The organism is Heliomicrobium undosum (genome assembly GCF_009877425.1).
In the GTDB taxonomy this organism is placed as follows: domain Bacteria; phylum Bacillota; class Desulfitobacteriia; order Heliobacteriales; family Heliobacteriaceae; genus Heliomicrobium; species Heliomicrobium undosum.
On record NZ_WXEY01000004.1, the window covers coordinates 92,383 to 108,772 of the forward strand.

The 16,390-nt window shown below is 58.7% G+C and carries 15 protein-coding genes, 1 tRNA gene and 1 pseudogene; 15 read left to right on the top strand and 2 right to left on the bottom strand.

The genetic code is table 11. The features are described 5' to 3' along the window. Positions 1-67 precede the first annotated feature (67 nt). Entirely contained in the window at positions 68-1,987 is a 1,920-nt protein-coding gene (gene dnaX, locus GTO91_RS05695; protein WP_161256194.1) for a DNA polymerase III subunit gamma/tau, read from the top strand. Between the two features lie 75 nt (positions 1,988-2,062). On the opposite strand, the gene GTO91_RS18350 is transcribed toward dnaX, so the two are convergent. Together GTO91_RS18350 and GTO91_RS05700 are read right to left on the bottom strand one after the other, a co-directional pair. Beyond that, positions 2,063-2,185 (bottom strand): hypothetical protein, encoded by a 123-nt coding sequence (locus GTO91_RS18350; protein ID WP_268894817.1) that lies wholly within the window; start codon positions 2,183-2,185, stop codon positions 2,063-2,065. Between the two features lie 28 nt (positions 2,186-2,213). Next, complete coding sequence (locus GTO91_RS05700; RefSeq protein ID WP_161256197.1) at positions 2,214-2,384, bottom strand: hypothetical protein; 171 nt, start codon at positions 2,382-2,384, stop codon at positions 2,214-2,216. A 544-nt stretch (positions 2,385-2,928) separates the two neighbouring features. Here GTO91_RS05700 and GTO91_RS05705 point away from each other — a divergent pair. From GTO91_RS05705 to GTO91_RS05770, 14 genes and pseudogenes are all read left to right on the top strand, one after another. Next, complete coding sequence (locus GTO91_RS05705) at positions 2,929-3,252, top strand: YbaB/EbfC family nucleoid-associated protein (RefSeq protein WP_161256200.1); 324 nt, start codon at positions 2,929-2,931, stop codon at positions 3,250-3,252. Positions 3,253-3,255: 3 nt separating this feature from the next. After that, a complete protein-coding gene (recR, locus tag GTO91_RS05710; RefSeq protein ID WP_161256203.1) occupies positions 3,256-3,855 on the top strand; it encodes a recombination mediator RecR in 600 nt (199 codons plus the stop codon). 167 nt (positions 3,856-4,022) lie between these two features. Then, the gene (locus GTO91_RS05715; RefSeq protein WP_161256206.1) at positions 4,023-4,295 is read left to right on the top strand and encodes a pro-sigmaK processing inhibitor BofA family protein; all 273 of its coding nucleotides are present in this window, start codon (positions 4,023-4,025) and stop codon (positions 4,293-4,295) included. 240 nt (positions 4,296-4,535) lie between these two features. Continuing rightward, complete coding sequence (gene nifJ / locus GTO91_RS05720) at positions 4,536-8,036, top strand: pyruvate:ferredoxin (flavodoxin) oxidoreductase (protein WP_407929516.1); 3,501 nt, start codon at positions 4,536-4,538, stop codon at positions 8,034-8,036. 199 nt (positions 8,037-8,235) lie between these two features. Then, positions 8,236-8,562 (top strand): annotated as a pseudogene (locus GTO91_RS05725) (PPC domain-containing DNA-binding protein); the annotation flags it as partial. Between the two features lie 341 nt (positions 8,563-8,903). Further along, positions 8,904-9,590: a hypothetical protein gene (locus GTO91_RS05730; protein WP_161256211.1), complete on the top strand. Its 687-nt coding sequence runs from the start codon at positions 8,904-8,906 to the stop codon at positions 9,588-9,590. Positions 9,591-9,676: 86 nt separating this feature from the next. Beyond that, positions 9,677-10,762: a transketolase C-terminal domain-containing protein gene (locus GTO91_RS05735; protein WP_161256213.1), complete on the top strand. Its 1,086-nt coding sequence runs from the start codon at positions 9,677-9,679 to the stop codon at positions 10,760-10,762. A gap of 15 nt (positions 10,763-10,777) precedes the next feature. Next, on the top strand, positions 10,778-11,542 hold the full coding sequence (locus GTO91_RS05740; RefSeq protein WP_161256215.1) for a thiamine pyrophosphate-dependent enzyme: 765 nt from the start codon (positions 10,778-10,780) through the stop codon (positions 11,540-11,542). Positions 11,543-11,544: 2 nt separating this feature from the next. Then, positions 11,545-12,114 (top strand): 2-oxoacid:acceptor oxidoreductase family protein, encoded by a 570-nt coding sequence (locus GTO91_RS05745; RefSeq protein ID WP_161256218.1) that lies wholly within the window; start codon positions 11,545-11,547, stop codon positions 12,112-12,114. A gap of 142 nt (positions 12,115-12,256) precedes the next feature. Beyond that, positions 12,257-12,529 carry a 4Fe-4S dicluster domain-containing protein gene (locus GTO91_RS05750; RefSeq protein ID WP_161256222.1) on the top strand — a complete coding sequence of 91 codons (273 nt, stop codon included), beginning with the start codon at positions 12,257-12,259 and terminating at the stop codon, positions 12,527-12,529. A gap of 76 nt (positions 12,530-12,605) precedes the next feature. Further along, positions 12,606-12,681: transfer RNA gene (locus tag GTO91_RS05755), tRNA-Ala, on the top strand. 939 nt (positions 12,682-13,620) lie between these two features. After that, the gene (locus GTO91_RS05760) at positions 13,621-14,022 is read left to right on the top strand and encodes a GntR family transcriptional regulator (protein ID WP_161256225.1); all 402 of its coding nucleotides are present in this window, start codon (positions 13,621-13,623) and stop codon (positions 14,020-14,022) included. 77 nt (positions 14,023-14,099) lie between these two features. Continuing rightward, a complete protein-coding gene (locus tag GTO91_RS05765; RefSeq protein ID WP_161256227.1) occupies positions 14,100-15,014 on the top strand; it encodes an ABC transporter ATP-binding protein in 915 nt (304 codons plus the stop codon). Further along, on the top strand, positions 14,992-16,074 hold the full coding sequence (locus GTO91_RS05770; protein WP_161256230.1) for an ABC transporter permease: 1,083 nt from the start codon (positions 14,992-14,994) through the stop codon (positions 16,072-16,074). The genes GTO91_RS05765 and GTO91_RS05770 overlap by 23 nt, the downstream gene beginning before the upstream one ends. The last annotated feature ends 316 nt before the right edge of the window (positions 16,075-16,390 follow it).

Here is a 16,390-nt window from a genome sequence, read left to right on the forward strand (position 1 = left end):
TTTCTGTATGTAAGCGTAATGCCAGCTGGGTCGCCTCGGCGGACCGGCGGAGATGTGGGAGGATGTCATGGCCTATCTGGCGCTATACCGGGAGTGGCGACCCCAGAGCTTTCAGGAACTGGTCGGCCAGGAGCATGTGAGCCGGACCTTGCAGAACGCCATCGCCTACCAGCGGATCGCCCATGCCTATCTCTTTTGCGGCCCCCGGGGGACGGGGAAGACGACGACGGCCAAGATCCTGGCCAAGGCGCTCAATTGCAGCGGCCATGGCCCGGTGAGACCCTGCAACGACTGCCCTAACTGCCGCGCCATCAACACGGGCGCCTCCCACGACGTGCTGGAGATCGACGCGGCGTCCAACCGGGGCGTCGATGAGATCCGCGAGTTGCGCGAACAGGTCAAGTACGCGCCCCAAGAGGGGAACTTCAAGGTCTACATCATCGACGAGGTCCACATGCTGACGACGGAGGCCTTCAACGCCCTCTTGAAGACGCTGGAGGAGCCGCCGGCCAACGTGATCTTTGTGCTGGCCACGACAGAGGTGCACAAAATCCCGGCCACCATCCTCTCCCGCTGCCAGCGCTTTGACTTTCGCCGCCTCGGCATCAACGAGATCGTCGACCGACTGGAGCGGATCTGCCGCCATCACGAGATTGCGGCCTCTCGCGAGACGCTGTCCTTTATCGCCCGCAAGGCCGAAGGGGGCATGCGGGACGCCCTGGGGATCCTCGATCAATGCGTCTCTTACGCCGGAAATGAGATCAACAGCGGCGACGTGACGGCCATCCTGGGCGCTGTCGCCGACGAGATACTCTATGAAATGACCCAGGGCCTGGCGGAAGACCGGCTCTCCGATGTGCTGATGCAACTGAATGACCTGATCAACCGGGGCAAAGAGGTGCGGCCGCTGACGCGGGATCTGATCGAGCACTACCGGGACCGGTTGATCCTGCGGACGGTGCCGGGCGCCGCCGATCTGGCGGACATGCCCGACGACATCGCCGCGAAGGTCAAGGAGACAGGACACGTCTACAGCGCGGCCGACCTGCAAGCCTGCATCGCCCTGTTGAGCCAGGCCGAAAACGACATGAAGTGGACAACCCATCCGCGCATCCTCCTGGAGGTGGCCTTTGTCCGCATCGCCCGCCGGGAGTGGGGGAATGGGGCGACCGGCGCGGTTGTCGGCGTAGCCGCTGGAACAGCGATGGCTGGCTCTGCCCCTGGCACAACGACAGCGCTGAGCCAAGGCCCGGGCGCCGGCAACGCCCCGGCGGCGTCACTGTCACCGGCTTCGGGTGGGGCCGTCGGTGCTGCCGACATGGAGATGCGCGCCCTCCGGCGGCGGGTCGAGAGCCTCGAGGCCAAGTTGCGGGAGATGCAGCAGGTAGTCGAGCACCAGGGCGCGGCTTCCGGTGAAAAGCGCCCCAGCCCTTATTCGGAGGCGCCCCGGCGCGCAAACCCTCCAATGCCCTCCGCAACCATCCCCTCACCGGATGAGGAGACAAAAGCGGCGGCCAAGCCTGCCGAAGCGCCGATCCATTTTGACCAGGTCAACGCCTGCTGGCCCGATGTGCTCGCTGCCGCGCTGGAGCGCATCTCCCCGTTGAAACGCTCCATCCTGCGGGGACAGACGCGTTTGGCTGGCGTTGAACAGAACCGGGTCGTCTTGGTCCATAACAACACCCTCTATGACCAGCCCAACGATCCGAAATTGAGCGATGTGGTGAACGCCCTCAAGGAGGAGTTTTCCAAGGCCCTGAGCAGGCCGGTGTTGATTCAACTCTGCCATGAAAGCCAGTGGACGCCCAAAGGGGAACCGCAGCAGCGGCAAGGGGGGAACCGCCCTCCGGCGCCGGCGAAGGCGGCGGGATCAGGCGGCGTGTCCCCGCCCTGGGCCGATCCGACCTATATCCGTGACAAGGTTTTTCAAGACCCCAACCTGCCTGTGGAATTCGACGACGATGACACGTTGGACGGACTGGAATAGGACAGCGCAATAGAAAAAGGCCTGGAGGCGATGATCGCCCCCGGCCTTTTTCTATGAAACCGGACGGAAGTGGAGCTACCGGAACTGCAACCAGCGTCGGTTGCGCATGGTCCAGCGGATTCCCAGACGGGCCAGGTTGTACATGATATACCCCCGAAGCCCCATGGGAACCAGGCGAGCCAACAGGCGTCGCTGCATCACACCACCCCCGGCTTAGCATGCCCCGTCAAGAAGGTGTTCTTTCTTCGCCCTTCTCTCCGACGAGCATCTCTGTGCGGACGGGACCGCGCGCCACATCCGGCGTTTCCTCGAAATCGTCGGGATTGAGCCCCTCCTTGAGTTCCAGTTCCAATTTCTTCGCGTCGGGGGCGATTTTGCCGTCTTCACGACCGCTCATCTGTGCATTACCTCCATTGTCGTCATCGTTGCCGTCGTTGTGTTTTCGCAAGCCCTTCTCGTCTTCGTCGTCGCGCCCACGTCCATCTCAATGTGCGCGAAAAGGTCTGAAAATACGCAAGGACGCCGGAAAATCACTGGGGGAAAACATTGACAGAGCGGTATGGATCCACTATACTTCACATAATCTTAAAATGCTTAACAGAAATTTAACGCGAGCATAGCCTGTAGTACCGGATGTCAGCAGGATAAGCGCCACCGCAATCAACCGGAATACCACAGGAAGGGGGGGAGATAGATGACCTCGTGGATTAACACGGACCTTGTCCTCCTGGCCGTTGCCATCACGGGGCTGCTGTTCGCGTTGATGCAACCTGCGCCGAGATAACAAGGGGAGGGGTATTTATTTTAGTACCCAGTCGGTAACACTGCCGCGAGACCGGGACCGGTTTGCGCGGCAGTGTTATTTTTTGCGGTCCGGCGCTTTATATTGCTGTTGAATTGTGGTAAACTACTGACGCCAAACGCTGGGAGGGGGATTGCCGATGTTCGGGAAAATGGGCGACATGCAAAAGATGATGAAACAAGTGCAAAAGATGCAACAGGATATGGCCAAACTCCAGGAGGAACTGGCCGAGCGCACCGTCGATGCCACCGGGGGCGGCGGAGCGATCAAGGTGGTCGCCAACGGGAAAAACGAGATCCTGTCCATCACCATCGCGCCGGAAGCCGTTGACCCCGATGACGTGGAGATGCTCCAGGACCTGATCCTGACGGTGGTCAACGAGGCGCTGCGCAAGGCCCAGGAGATGGTCAGCCAGGAGATGTCCAAGGTCACGGGCGGTCTGAAGATTCCCGGTATGTTCTAATCGATGCTCTATTATGCGGAACCGGTCGGACGGCTGATCGAGGAACTGTCCAAATTGCCGGGGGTGGGGCCGAAAACGGCCCAGCGGCTCGCCTTTCATCTGCTCCATGTTCCGCGGAGCGAAGCCGTCGCCCTCGCCAAGGCCATCGTGGAGGCCCATGACAAGACCCTCTACTGTTCCGTCTGCACGAACCTGACCGATCGCGACCCTTGTCGGATCTGCGGCGACGCGAACCGGGACCGGGCTGTCATTTGTGTCGTAGAGGAGCCTCGTGACGTGGTGGCCGTCGAAAAGACGCGGGAGTACCGCGGTCACTACCATGTGCTCCACGGCGCCCTGTCGCCCATCGAGGGCGTCGGGCCGGAGCAGCTGCGGATCAGCCAACTGATGGCCCGGCTTGCCGACCCGGAGTTAAAGGAAGTGATCGTCGCCACCAACCCCACTGTCGAGGGGGAGGCGACAGCGGCCTACCTGGCGCGGCTGATCAAGCCCATGGGCGTCAAGGTGACGCGCATCGCCCACGGTCTGCCGGTGGGCGGCGACCTGGAGTACGCCGATCAGGTGACGCTGCTGCGGGCGATGGAAGGCCGGCGCGAATTGTAGAATTGACAACCGGCCTGAAGGCGGAACGAGCGCCTGCAGCCGGTTTTTTGTTTTGCCTCTTTTTCCCTTTTCGTTCTGAAATGGCGGGACAAGCGTAGATTGGGTAGTGGGAGTCCCCTGTTCGCTCGGGGCTCCGCCGCAATCTGAGAAAGGGGAGGGAGAGACCGGTGAATCTCACGACGGAACAGTTGGTCCTGATCGGCGCCGGTGTGTTGCTGCTCATGGTGGCCGGCCATTTCTTCTGGCGGCCCATGCGCTGGCTCTTTACATTGGCCTTCAACTCATTGCTGGGTGTGCTGATGCTCGGGGGAACGAACCTGCTGGGCGCGCCCTTCGGCCTGACCCTGCCGTTGAACCCGGCCAGCGCGCTCATCGCCGGTTTTTTGGGCATCCCGGGCATGCTGCTCTTAATAATGTTGAAATATTTCATGATCTTGTGAATACTTGCTATATCGCGACCCTTTCGCTATAATTTCTGTTGGGAATCCCGGCGGGCATCGGATAGATCCGGATTTTATTTGAAACAATCCTCTTTTTTTTGCGCAAAAAAGAAGGAGGAAAAAGTCGGGTGTCGAATAATTACCCCCCTAAATCGAATTTGGGGCAATTTTGAATTGCTCTAATATTCGATATATTTGAATATTCCATCTGAAAGGGGAGCGTTACGCTTGTCCAAGGTCATGCAAACGATGGACGGGAACAAGGCTGCCGCCTATGTCTCCTATGCGTTCACGGAGTGCGCAGCCATCTACCCCATCACCCCCTCGTCCAACATGGCGGAGTATGTCGACGAGTGGAGCGCCCAAGGCAAAAAGAACATCTTCGGTCAGACGGTGACTGTTGCCGAACTGCAATCCGAAGGTGGCGCCGCCGGGGCTGTCCACGGCGCGCTGTCGGCGGGTTCACTGACGACTACATACACCGCCTCCCAAGGTCTTCTTTTGATGATCCCCAACATGTACAAGATCTCCGGCGAACTCCTGCCCGGCGTCATGCACGTGTCGGCCCGCGCTGTGGCCGGCCACGCCTTGAGCATCTTTGGCGACCACTCTGACGTCATGGCTTGCCGGCAGACCGGTTGGGCCATGTTGGCCTCCGGCGGCGTCCAGGAGGTCATGGACATCGCCGGCGTCGCCCACCTGGCGGCCATCAAGTCCCGCGTGCCCTTCCTCCACTTCTTTGACGGTTTCCGCACCTCCCATGAGATGCAGAAGATCGAAACCATCGATTACGCCGATTTCGCCAAGCTTGTCGATTATGAGGCCATCCGGGCCTTCCGCAAGCGCGGCCTCAATCCGGAACACCCGATCGTCCGCGGCACCGCCCAGAACCCTGACATCTTCTTCCAGGCCAAAGAAGCCTGCAACCCCTACTATGAGGGCGTTGCTGACATCGTGGCCGAATATATGCAGGAAATCAGCAAGCTCACCGGCCGTGACTACCTGCCCTTCAACTACTATGGCGCCCCCGACGCCGATCGTGTTATCGTCGCCATGGGCTCCGCCTGCGAGACCATCGAAGAGACCATCGACTACCTCCTGGCCCGCGGCGAAAAGGTCGGCCTGATCAAGGTCCGTCTGTACAAGCCTTTCTCGGCCAAGTACTTCTTCAACGTCCTGCCCGCGACGGTCAAAAAGATCGCCGTCCTCGACCGTTGCAAGGAGCCCGGTTCCCTCGGCGAACCCCTCTTCGAAGATGTGCGCACCCTCTTCTACGACGCCGATTGCAAGCCTGTCATCGTCGGCGGCCGCTACGGCCTCGGTTCGAAAGAGGTGCTGCCCGCCGATATCAAGGCCGTCTTTGACAACCTCAAGGCAGATGAGCCCAAAAATGGCTTCACCATCGGCATCGTCGACGACGTCACCTTCCTGTCCCTGCCGACGGGCGAGTTCATCGACGCCTCTCCCGAAGGCAACATCCAGTGCAAGTTCTGGGGCCTCGGCTCTGACGGCACCGTCGGCGCCAACAAGCAGGCCGTCGAGATCATCGGCGACCACACCAACATGTACGCCCAGGCCTACTTTGCCTATGACTCCAAGAAGTCCGGCGGCGTCACCGTCTCCCACCTGCGCTTCGGCAACAAGCCGATCAAATCGCCCTACCTGATCCACAACGCCGACTTCATCTCCTGTTCCAACCAGTCCTACGTCTACAACTACGACCTCTTGGCCGGGCTTAAAACCGGCGGCGTCTTCCTGCTCAACACCATCTGGTCGCCGGAAGAGCTCGATGAAAAACTGCCGGCCCGCATCAAGCGGACCATCGCCGAGAAGAAGATCCGCTTCTACATCATCGACGCCGTTCACATCGCCAAGAAGCTCGGCCTCGGCAACCGGACCAACATGGTCATGCAGTCGGCCTTCTTCAAACTGGCCAACGTCATCCCCATCGAAGAAGCCGTGCAATACCTGAAAGACGGCATCAAAAAAGCCTACGGCAAAAAAGGCGAGGCCATCGTCGCCATGAACGCCGCCGCCGTCGACCAGGGCATCGAGGCGCTCGTCCCGATCGATGTTCCCGCCGCCTGGGCCGAAGCCGCCGATGAAGCCGCCGCTACGAAAGACGTGCCGGCCTTCATCGAAAAAATCCTCTCGCCCATGAACGCCCTCCAGGGCGACAAGCTGCCGGTCAGCGCCTTTGCCGACGCGGCGGACGGCTCCTTCCCCGTAGGCACCTCCCAGTACGAAAAACGCGGCGTCGCCGCTTTCGTCCCCGAGTGGATCAAGGAAAACTGCATCCAGTGCAACCAGTGTTCCTTCGTCTGCCCCCACGCCGCCATCCGTCCCTTCCTGCTTGATGCCGAAGAACAAGCCAAAGCGCCGGCCGCCTTTGAAACCATCAAAGCCATCGGCGGCAAGCAGTTCGAAGGCCTGACCTACCGTTTGCAGGTCACGCCCCTCGACTGCCAGGGCTGTGGCGTCTGCGTCAACACCTGCCCGGCCAAGCAAAAGGCGTTGGCCATGAAGGAACTGGACAGCCAGGTTCTCGTCCAGCAGCCGAACTGGGACTTCGCCACCACCCTCGCCATCAAGGACAACCTCTTCAAGCTCGACTCCATCAAGGGCAGTCAGTTTGCCCAGCCCCTCCTCGAGTTCTCCGGCGCCTGCGCCGGCTGCGGCGAAACACCCTATGTCAAGCTGATCACTCAACTCTTCGGCGACCGCATGATCGTGGCCAACGCCACCGGTTGCTCCTCCATCTGGGGTGGCAGCGCGCCCTCGATGCCCTACTGCACCAATAAGGAAGGCAAAGGGCCGGCCTGGGCCAACTCCCTCTTTGAAGACAACGCCGAGTTCGGCTACGGGATCCACCTGGGTGTCAGCAAGATCCGCGCCAAGCTGGCCGATCTGGTCCGCGAAGCCCTGACCCTGGACATCGACGCCGCCCTCAAGGCTGCCTTCAACGAGTGGCTCGTCGGCATGGACGACGCAGAAGCCTCCAAGCAGGCCACCGCCAAGATCCTGCCCCTGCTCGAAGGCCAGTCGAACCCCCTGCTGGCGGAAATCGCCGACCGTAAGGACTACCTGATCAAGAAGTCCCAGTGGATTTTCGGCGGCGACGGCTGGGCCTATGACATCGGCTTCGGCGGTCTCGACCATGTGCTCGCCTCCGGTGAAGACGTCAACGTCTTCGTCATGGATACCGAAGTCTACTCCAATACCGGCGGTCAGTCCTCGAAAGCGACGCCGCTGGCTGCCATCGCCAAATTCGCCGCCGCCGGCAAGCGAATGAAGAAGAAAGACCTGGGCATGATGGCCATGTCCTACGGCTACGTGTACGTCGCCCAGATCGCCATGGGCGCCGACATGAACCAGACCATCAAGGCCATCAAGGAAGCGGAAGCCTACAAAGGGCCCTCCCTGATCATCGCTTACGCTTCCTGCATCAACCACGGCCTTAAGTCCGGCATGGCCAACAGCCAGATCGAGATGGCCCGCGCCGTCAAGTCCGGCTACTGGCACCTCTACCGGTTCAACCCCGAACTCAAGGAAGAAGGCAAGAACCCCTTCCTCCTCGAGTCGAAAGAGCCCTCCGAGTCCTTCCGCGACTTCATCATGAGTGAAGTCCGCTTCAACGCCCTCGTCCGCTCCTACCCCGAACAGGCAGACCTGCTCTTCGGCAAGATGGAGCAGGACGCCAAAGAACGGTACGAGATGTACAAGCGACTGGCGTCGTTCTAAGGGTTTTGCCCGGAGAGTGCTCCGGGAAGTTTCCCCAGGCAACCGTCTCAGGCAACCGTTGCTCGACTGACGCGAATCGGTAGCTGATGAAAACCGCCCCTTGCGAGATCCGATGTAGGATCAGCGAGGGGCGGTTTTTCTTGCCGTTACCGAAGGAAACCCTCAATCCGGTTGTGGGTTCAGGTCGTGCAAAAAAGGACTCATCCGGCTCGGTGCTGTATCAGGGATTGGCGCGGTCGGTCGCGCTACGATCGGCCTGTTCGAATCGGTGACGAAACAATACCATTCCCGGGAAGTGACCGGTGACATGGAGATCGCCAGCCTTGCCGGAAACATCAGTGAGTTGAACGGAGAGGCGTACCTGCACCTGCACGTCACCTTGACGGACGCCACCAACGCCGCCTTCGGCGGGCATCTCTCGGCCGCCACGATCAGTTGCACCGGGGAGATTATCATCGACGGGATCGATGGTCATGTGGATCGAGAATTTAATGAAGAGATTGGGCTGAACCTGTTGAAATTCTAGATTCTAGCGGTACCGATGACTTCGTTGCTTATGGTGAATCTCGCCTTTCTGTTCTCTTTGTGGAAACAGAAAGGCGTTCGTTTTCCCAACTAAAATCCGTCAATTATGAATTCAGCCGCCGAGCTTGCAACGTACAGATCAAACTGGTAATCTATCGTTGACTGGAATCCAATGTTTCACTACAACTGGGTGACATAGCCACCGTATTGCTTGATATTTTTTCACTAGGGGCATCTCCCCCCTAGTGTTTTGCGTCCAAAAAGGCTGTAAAAAAGAGAAAGCCGTCGGATTAACGGGCATGAATTGTCAATGGGCGGGAAAAATACACGCTAGCGGAGGTGGTGACCATTTCCGGCACGGAACGCCAACGGGTCGTCGAGGCCTACGTGGGCGAGTATGCCAGCGGAAAGAGTGAAAACGCCGTCAACCGCGCCCTGGAACTGCTGGCGCAGGGCCGTCAACCGGTGACGATTGTCGACCTGGACATCGTCGAGCCTTTCTACACCCTCCGGCCGATCAAAAAGGAACTGGAGGAAAAGGGGTTGCAGGTGGTCGCCTGGGAGACACGCGCCACCATGGGCCTCGGTGAGGCGGGGACCCTGATCCGGGGCGACATGCTCTGGTCTTTGCGTCGCGAAGGCGACCTGGTGCTGGACATCGGTTACGGCGTCGAGGGCTCCAAGACGCTCAACCTGCTTCACGGCGCTCATGATGACCAGGACCTGCGCATCATCGCCGTCATCAACGCCTCCCGGCCCATGACCTCCTCTGTCGAGGAGATCGTCGACCATGTGCGCGGCCTCGGGCCTGTTCACGGCCTGCTCAACAACACCCATCTGGCGGAGGAGACGGACTTGGCGATCATCCGGGAAGGGGCGCGTCTCGTCGACGCCGCCGCCCGGGAACTGGACCTCCCGGTGGTGGCCACCGCTGCCGATGAGCGGTTTCGGGGGAAACTGACGCCGGAGGACGTGCTGGGCCAGCCGGTGCGTTTTTTGCAGCGCTTCATGCCCCGGTCTTTCTGGTAACCGCAGTTTCAGAGGAGGGGCCAATCGTCGCCCGAAGCATTCGTGCGACGACCCAACATACACGTTTCAGGAGGTGTGCCTGACCTATGGCAGACAAGCCGATTCAAGGCGAAAAGCGGATGTTCATGACCGGCAACGAGGTCTGCGCCTACGCGGCGCTGGCCGCCGGCGTGGACATCATGTACGGCTACCCCATCACGCCGCAAAACGAGATCATGCACTACTGGACGCGCCTGGCGCCCAAGCACAACCGGAGCTTTTTGCAGACCGAGGACGAGATCTCAGCCGGTTTCACCACCTGCGGCGGCGTTCTCTCGGGCAAGCGGGCCTTTACGGCCACGGCGGGCCCCGGCAACACGCTGATGCAGGAGCCCATGTCCATGGCTGAGATGATGCGCATCCCCGCCGTCTTCATCATCCAGCAGCGGGGCGGCCCGTCGACGGCCACTGTCATCTACTCCCAGCAGGAAGTGACGATGACCTGCTACGGCGCCAACGGCGAGGGCCTGCGCGTCGTCTACTCGACGGCGAATCACCAGGAACTCTACGACTACACGATCAAGGCCTTCAACACGGCCTGGAAATACCGCTTCCCCACCTTCGTCCTCGGCGACGGCTACCAGGCCAAGATGCGCGAGTCACTGACCATGTATGACCCGGAGCTGCGGGGCATCAAGATGGTTGACACCTATCCCCTCGTCGGCCTGCCTGGCAAGGCCGGCGCAGACCGCGACCCAGCCCACCTGCGCAACACCTACAACACGGAAGAAGAACTCTATGAAGTCGTCAAGGAACTGGTGGCGACTTACGAAAAATTTGCCCCCGAGATCGTCGAGCACACGACGATGGAATGCGATGACGCCGAAGTGGTCATCCTCTGTCACGGCATCGTCTCCCGCGCCGCCGTCGAGGCCATCCGCGAACTGCGGGCCGATGGCGTGAAGGCCGGCATGTTCCGTCCCATCACCTTGCGCCCCTTCCCTGCCGAGCCGCTACGCAACGTCGTCCAGAAGGCGAAAAAGCTGCTCATCGTCGAATCGGCGGAAGGGCAGTTCGCCCGACTGGCGCTGCCGTCTCTCTACGGCCTCACCACGCCGATGGAGACCATCTTCAAGCCGGGCCAGGGCATCACATCCGACGAAATCGTCAAGAAAATCAAGGCCATGGCCTAAGGGGAGGGTGACGCGATGACAACGGCGACTGTATTAGAACCGAAAATGCCCAAGTGCTGGCGGCAGGAGACAAAACCGCACAAGTTTTGTCCCGGCTGCGGCCACGGCGATATCTTAAAAGCCCTGGGGACCGCCATCGATGAGCTCGGCATCCAGGACCGCGTCGTCTTCGGCTGCGACATCGGCTGTTCCCTTTTGTCCTGGGACTTCTTCAACTGTGACGCCATCCAGACTCACCACGGCCGCACGACGCCCGTCATGACCGGCATCAAGCGCGCCCGGCCCGAATTGATCTGCATCGCCTACATGGGCGACGGCGGCGGTTACGCCATTGGCGCCCAGCACCTCGTCAACGCCGCCAGCCGCAACGAGAAGCTCACCGTCATCCTGGCCAACAACGCCCAGTACGGCATGACCGGCGGCCAGATGGCCCCGACAACCCTGCCGGGGATGAAGACGGAGACATCGCCCTACGGCCGCGACGTGGACGCCACAGGCAACCCGACCCTCGGCCCCGAGATGGTCGCCGCCATCACGCCCGCCTCGGCCTATGTGGCCCGGGGGACGATGGCCAACATCCCGCAACTCACACGGATGATGAAAAAGGCGCTGCAAAACCAGATCGACGGCAACGGATTCTCCTTCGTCGAAGCACTCTCCGCCTGCCCGACCAACTGGCGGATGAACGCGGCCAAGACCTGGGAGTTCGTCGAGAAGGAAATGACCAAATACTTCAAAGTCGGCGAGCTGAAAGTTCCCGCCGCCAAGCAGGAGGGATAACCATGGCCAAAGTCGTCAAAATCGCCCTCGCCGGCGAAGGCGGCCAGGGCGTTCAGTCGGTCGCCGAGATCCTCACCGAGGCGGCCAACGAGGAAGGGAAGGAAGCCCTCTACATCCCCAACTTCGGCGTCGAACAGCGCGGCGGCGTCTCCATCGCCTTCGTCCAGATTTCGGACAAGGAGAAGGTGGGCTCGCCCAAGTTTGAGAAGGCGGATATCGTCATCGCCCTCTCCGACCGCGCCATCCGCCGCTGCGCCCAGTATGTCGACGGGAACACGGTCTTCGTCTATGACACCTTCATCGAAGGCGTCGAAGACGACCTGCCGAAAGGCGCCAAGAAGGTCATCGGCATCCCGGCCATCGACACGGCCAAGAACGAACTGCACCCCCGGGTATTCAACATCATCATCATGGGCGCCGTTGTCCGCGCCACCCACGTCGTCAGCGAAGAGCGCGCCAAGCAAGCCCTGGAAGACAAGCTGGGCTACAAGTTCGAACAGGACCCCAAACTGCGCGAGTTGAACTACCGCGCTCTGGAGCGGGGTATGCAACTGGTGGAGGGGCAACTGTAAGATTGCACCGCCATAAAGGGGACGGAAGCGACGAACGTTGTAGCGTGAACCGTCACTGCAGGTGAATCCGACAGGGTGAGCCCATGGGATTACCCGTCAGGGTAGTGTGATTTGACTCCACCGAGAAGGAGGTACGTCTTCCGTGGCTGAATGGAAAGTTTATACGATTGAGAGCGGCAAAGGGCGCCACAGCGTGTTCCCCGGCCTCTGCAAAGGCTGCGGGCTCTGCATCGAGAAGTGCCCGACCGATACGATCACCTGGTCGAAGAAACTGGGCGTCTACGGCACCCCTGCCGTCGAGGTGCAGCAGGACCCCGCCTGCATCGCCTGCGGCATCTGCCAGCACGTCTGCCCCGACTGTGCGATTGTCGTCGAGAAGCTGAAGCCGGAGGAGCAGAAAAAGCCGAAGGCGTAGGGTTGGTGGATAAAAAAGGAGGCCCAATACCACTTGCATTGGGCCTCCTTTTGCGCTATAATACCTTTTGTCACGTGGGGGTGTAGCTCAGCTGGGAGAGCGCCTGCTTCGCATGCAGGAGGCCAGCGGTTCGATCCCGCTCATCTCCACCAATTAAAGTTTAAGGTAGTTCATCCTTTTCGGGATGGACTTTTTAATTTTTCGGGACAATAGTTTTTCTTTTGATTCAAATTTTTGTAACTGTTACCCAACACAATTGTTTTTGCGGACTAAAAACCCCATAACTTCCTTGTTCGAGATAATTTTGTTATGTATGGAGAAGGATGGCGCTTTCTTTTGAAAACAGTGTAATCGACTTATAGCAATGCCGCTTTTTGTAGCTTCAAAGACACACCCGATGATCCGGTTCCCGGACTTAGTCGGAAACATTATTCGGGAATACTATGGATTGGATTTGAAGAGCAGAAGGCCCACCAATCCTTTCGAACATTGGTTATCGGAACTATTTTCTACGATACAAAGAAGAACTATTAGTCTGCCTAATTTTAGGGGGGCCGTTGATTATGGTCTATACGAGATGCCGGAACATTATTTTAAGAAACAGCCGACTTAAAGGAAAAATGATGTACTAGAACTGTTTGACAATGGGAACAATTCTGATATAATATAATCGATCATAGGATAATGTCTTTCCAGCGTCATCCTTGAAGTAGGGCTTTTCCGGCACTGCTCATGATCGATAGAAAGCTCGCCTTTTTTGGCGAGCTTTATTTTTTGGTACGCCCGGTGGGCACCTCTTGATCAATACGCGGGGAAGGGAACAGTCCGAACATAAGCCAGAGGAGCAGAACGGCCAGCAGCATAATGGTAAGCCGTTTCAGAATCTTTCAAGAGCGATTCGGGGTACGCTCGCTTCGGGGTCGAACGCTTGTGCCTGCCATCTCCATCCCCCCTTTAAATTCAGGGTATTATTGACAGTTAAGAATAAAAATACTATGCTGTGCATACCACCTCATATAGTACACGCAGTACGCTCATGGGGTCAGTTAGAATGTGTTTACTAACAGGGTTCTCGCGGCGGGGGTGATCTCGTGTGGTATGACGTAGATCTGCGTTCACCCGTTCCGGTCTTTCAGCAACTTTTCGATGGGATCAAAGCGGCGGTAGCCAAAGGAATATTAGCGCCCGGCGATCGGTTGCCTTCCGTCCGGGAATTGGCGGCGCAGATCATGCTAAATCCCAACACAATCGCCAAGGCCTATCAGGCGTTGGAACGCGACCGTGTCATCGAAACGCTGCGCGGTCGAGGGACCTTTGTGGCAGGGAGACATACACGAAGAGCCGTCACTGACGCAGAGAAACAACAGGTGGTGGAGGCCCATATCCACCGGTTGCTGGTGGAAGCCCACTACCTGGATATGGACGAAGAGGAGTGTCTTCAGCGTATTGCAGCGGCGGTGCGTCAGTGGCATCGCTCACGTACCGACCGCTAGCGTCGGTGCGATAGCGGTCGGTACGCCAGCGGCTGTAACGCGAGCAGCCGGGGATGGCGAAGAAAGGGGGGCGGACCGTGGACTGGGCCATTGAATGCCGGGAATTGACGAAAACCTTTCAGGACTATACGGCGGTAGACAAGGTCAACCTGCAGATACCGCAAGGAATCGTCTACGGACTGCTGGGACCCAATGGCGCAGGCAAGACGACCTTGATCCGGTTGTTGATGGGTATTTTTCGGCCCACTTCGGGAACAGGCGCTATCCTCGGGCGGTCCATCACCGATGAGACCGGCGCGGTAAGACAGTCCGTCGGTTATGTGGCCGATGTTCAGGACTATTATCCACAGATGACGGCAGAAGAACTGTTGGACTTTTGCCGCGGCCTCTATCCTTCTTGGGATCGGGACAAAGAACGCTGGTTGCTCAAACAGTTTCATGTGCCGATGGGGAAATGGATACGCGCCTTTTCCAAAGGAATGAAGACCATGCTGGCCTTGACGATCGCCCTGTCGATTCGACCGCAGGTGCTCATCCTGGACGAACCGACCAGCGGTCTCGATCCGGTGATCAAACGTATGTTTTGGCAACTGGTCCTGGAGGAGACGGCTGCCGAGGGGATGACGGTCTTTTTGTCCACCCATCACCTGCGAGAACTGGAACGGTTCGCCGACAAGGTGGGGGTGCTCTTTGACGGGCGACTGTTGCAGGAACAGTCGATCGAACAATTGAAAGCCTCTAGCCGGAAGCTTCAAGTAGTTTTTCCTGCGGGTTTTCCGGAACCGCTGCGCCGGTTGCCGGAGGTTCTTTCAGTGGAAGCGCGAGGGCGCGTCTATACCATCGTCGTGGCGACGCGGTGGGAGCAGGTGTACCAGCAGGTGCAGGCATATGAACCGCTGTTCGTCGAGACGCTGGACATGGAATTGGAAGAGATTTTTCTCTATTGGATGTCCAAGGAGGGATACGGCGATGCTTGGCGCCATGTTGGCTAGACTCGGTTGGCATCCGGTGCTGGCGCGAAAGGAGTGGCGGCAGCATCGCCTGCTTCTATCGTTCGTTGTCATACTGGCCGTTTTTTTCCCCTTGTCCTTCGCTTTCGGAACGCCGGTACAGAACGACCCCTTTGAGATCAGTGTGAACGAACACTATGAATTTCTCGATGGCACGGTGATGTCTACGCCTATCACATACATGGGCTGGGTGGGCACCCTAGTCGATATCGCTCATGGAAGTAATTATCCATATATTTTCCTAATCATGGCCGCCGTCGCGGCGGGTACTCTGTTGCTTGCGACAGAGCGGGTTCCCCACACGCTGGCTTTTCTCGTCACCCTTCCGGTGAGTCGACGGCACATCGGTGCCACCAAGTTCATCCTTGGCTGGCTGGCGATCACAGCCATGACGCTGCTCATGCTCCTGGTTTTCCTGTGTGCCTTCTTGCTGCTGCCGCCGGAGGTGCGAATCGATAACATGCTGGCGGCGTTAATCTGGTTCCTCCGTGTGACCTTAGTTCTGTGGGCCGTCTATGGCGTCAGTTTTTCCATCGGGACGATCACGGGCAGTATCCAGGGCACCCTGGCGGTGACGATACTTGTCTTTATCGGTCCTGCCTTTTTCTCGGGGATCATCGGCGACTTTCTCGTGCTCACCGGTTGGGCGCCATCCCATCCGGCGGAACGTCCGCTGCGCTGGCTGAGTCAGTGGCTGACGCCCTTTCACTATCTTCCCGCCGATGGTTCGGTGACGGAGGGCGCCGTTCCGATCATCGCCGGTATGGCCATCGTTGCCGTCGCCTCCTTTTTGGGAAGCATGAAGCTTTTTGAACGGAATGATCTGGAACGAACCGGTGATAAGCTTCTCTTCGGGGACGGCAAAAAGTTGCAGCGCCTGTTCATGCCGCCCTTTGTCGGTCTCACTTTAACCATATTCACGGCCAATGTGTTTCAACTGAAAGGGCAGACGGTCATACTCCTGTTCGCGCTGTTTTGCATCCTGGGCGAGCGGGCGGTCCTGTGGGGTCAACAGTGGCGGAGACGGCGCTTGGGGGAGTGATGCGCAAAAGAGCGCTAAGCCGGTACCGAAAAAACCCACTAAACGGATGGACCGTTACAGGGATGATCTTCGGCTGCTGAAAGATCAGTTGCCTTTTCTTTTCCTATGATAAGAGGATCTCTGGAAGTACTCTTTCGTCCAGCAATGGACACCAGCAGATGTGGTGGGGGAGACTCCCCAGTTGGAAAAGGAATGCTTCGGCTATCGTCTTCGCTGTAACGGTGGTATCGCCCGATAAAGAAGGACGGCTCGTCTGTGGGCCAGGTTGTAGAGAAATGAAAAGCCCTTTCGCGGCGCTTATCCGCGAAAGGGCTTT

What these genes read in the sequence shown, in the direction of transcription:
- dnaX (WP_161256194.1), top strand. Translation starts at nt 68, where the DNA reads ATGGCCTATCTGGCGCTATACCGGGAGTGGCGACCCCAGAGCTTTCAG.
- GTO91_RS18350 (WP_268894817.1), bottom strand. Translation starts at nt 2,185, where the DNA reads ATGCAGCGACGCCTGTTGGCTCGCCTGGTTCCCATGGGGCTTCGGGGG.
- GTO91_RS05700 (WP_161256197.1), bottom strand. Translation starts at nt 2,384, where the DNA reads ATGAGCGGTCGTGAAGACGGCAAAATCGCCCCCGACGCGAAGAAATTG.
- GTO91_RS05705 (WP_161256200.1), top strand. Translation starts at nt 2,929, where the DNA reads ATGTTCGGGAAAATGGGCGACATGCAAAAGATGATGAAACAAGTGCAA.
- recR (WP_161256203.1), top strand. Translation starts at nt 3,256, where the DNA reads ATGCTCTATTATGCGGAACCGGTCGGACGGCTGATCGAGGAACTGTCC.
- nifJ (WP_407929516.1), top strand. Translation starts at nt 4,536, where the DNA reads ATGCAAACGATGGACGGGAACAAGGCTGCCGCCTATGTCTCCTATGCG.
- GTO91_RS05735 (WP_161256213.1), top strand. Translation starts at nt 9,677, where the DNA reads ATGGCAGACAAGCCGATTCAAGGCGAAAAGCGGATGTTCATGACCGGC.
- GTO91_RS05740 (WP_161256215.1), top strand. Translation starts at nt 10,778, where the DNA reads ATGACAACGGCGACTGTATTAGAACCGAAAATGCCCAAGTGCTGGCGG.
- GTO91_RS05745 (WP_161256218.1), top strand. Translation starts at nt 11,545, where the DNA reads ATGGCCAAAGTCGTCAAAATCGCCCTCGCCGGCGAAGGCGGCCAGGGC.
- GTO91_RS05770 (WP_161256230.1), top strand. Translation starts at nt 14,992, where the DNA reads ATGCTTGGCGCCATGTTGGCTAGACTCGGTTGGCATCCGGTGCTGGCG.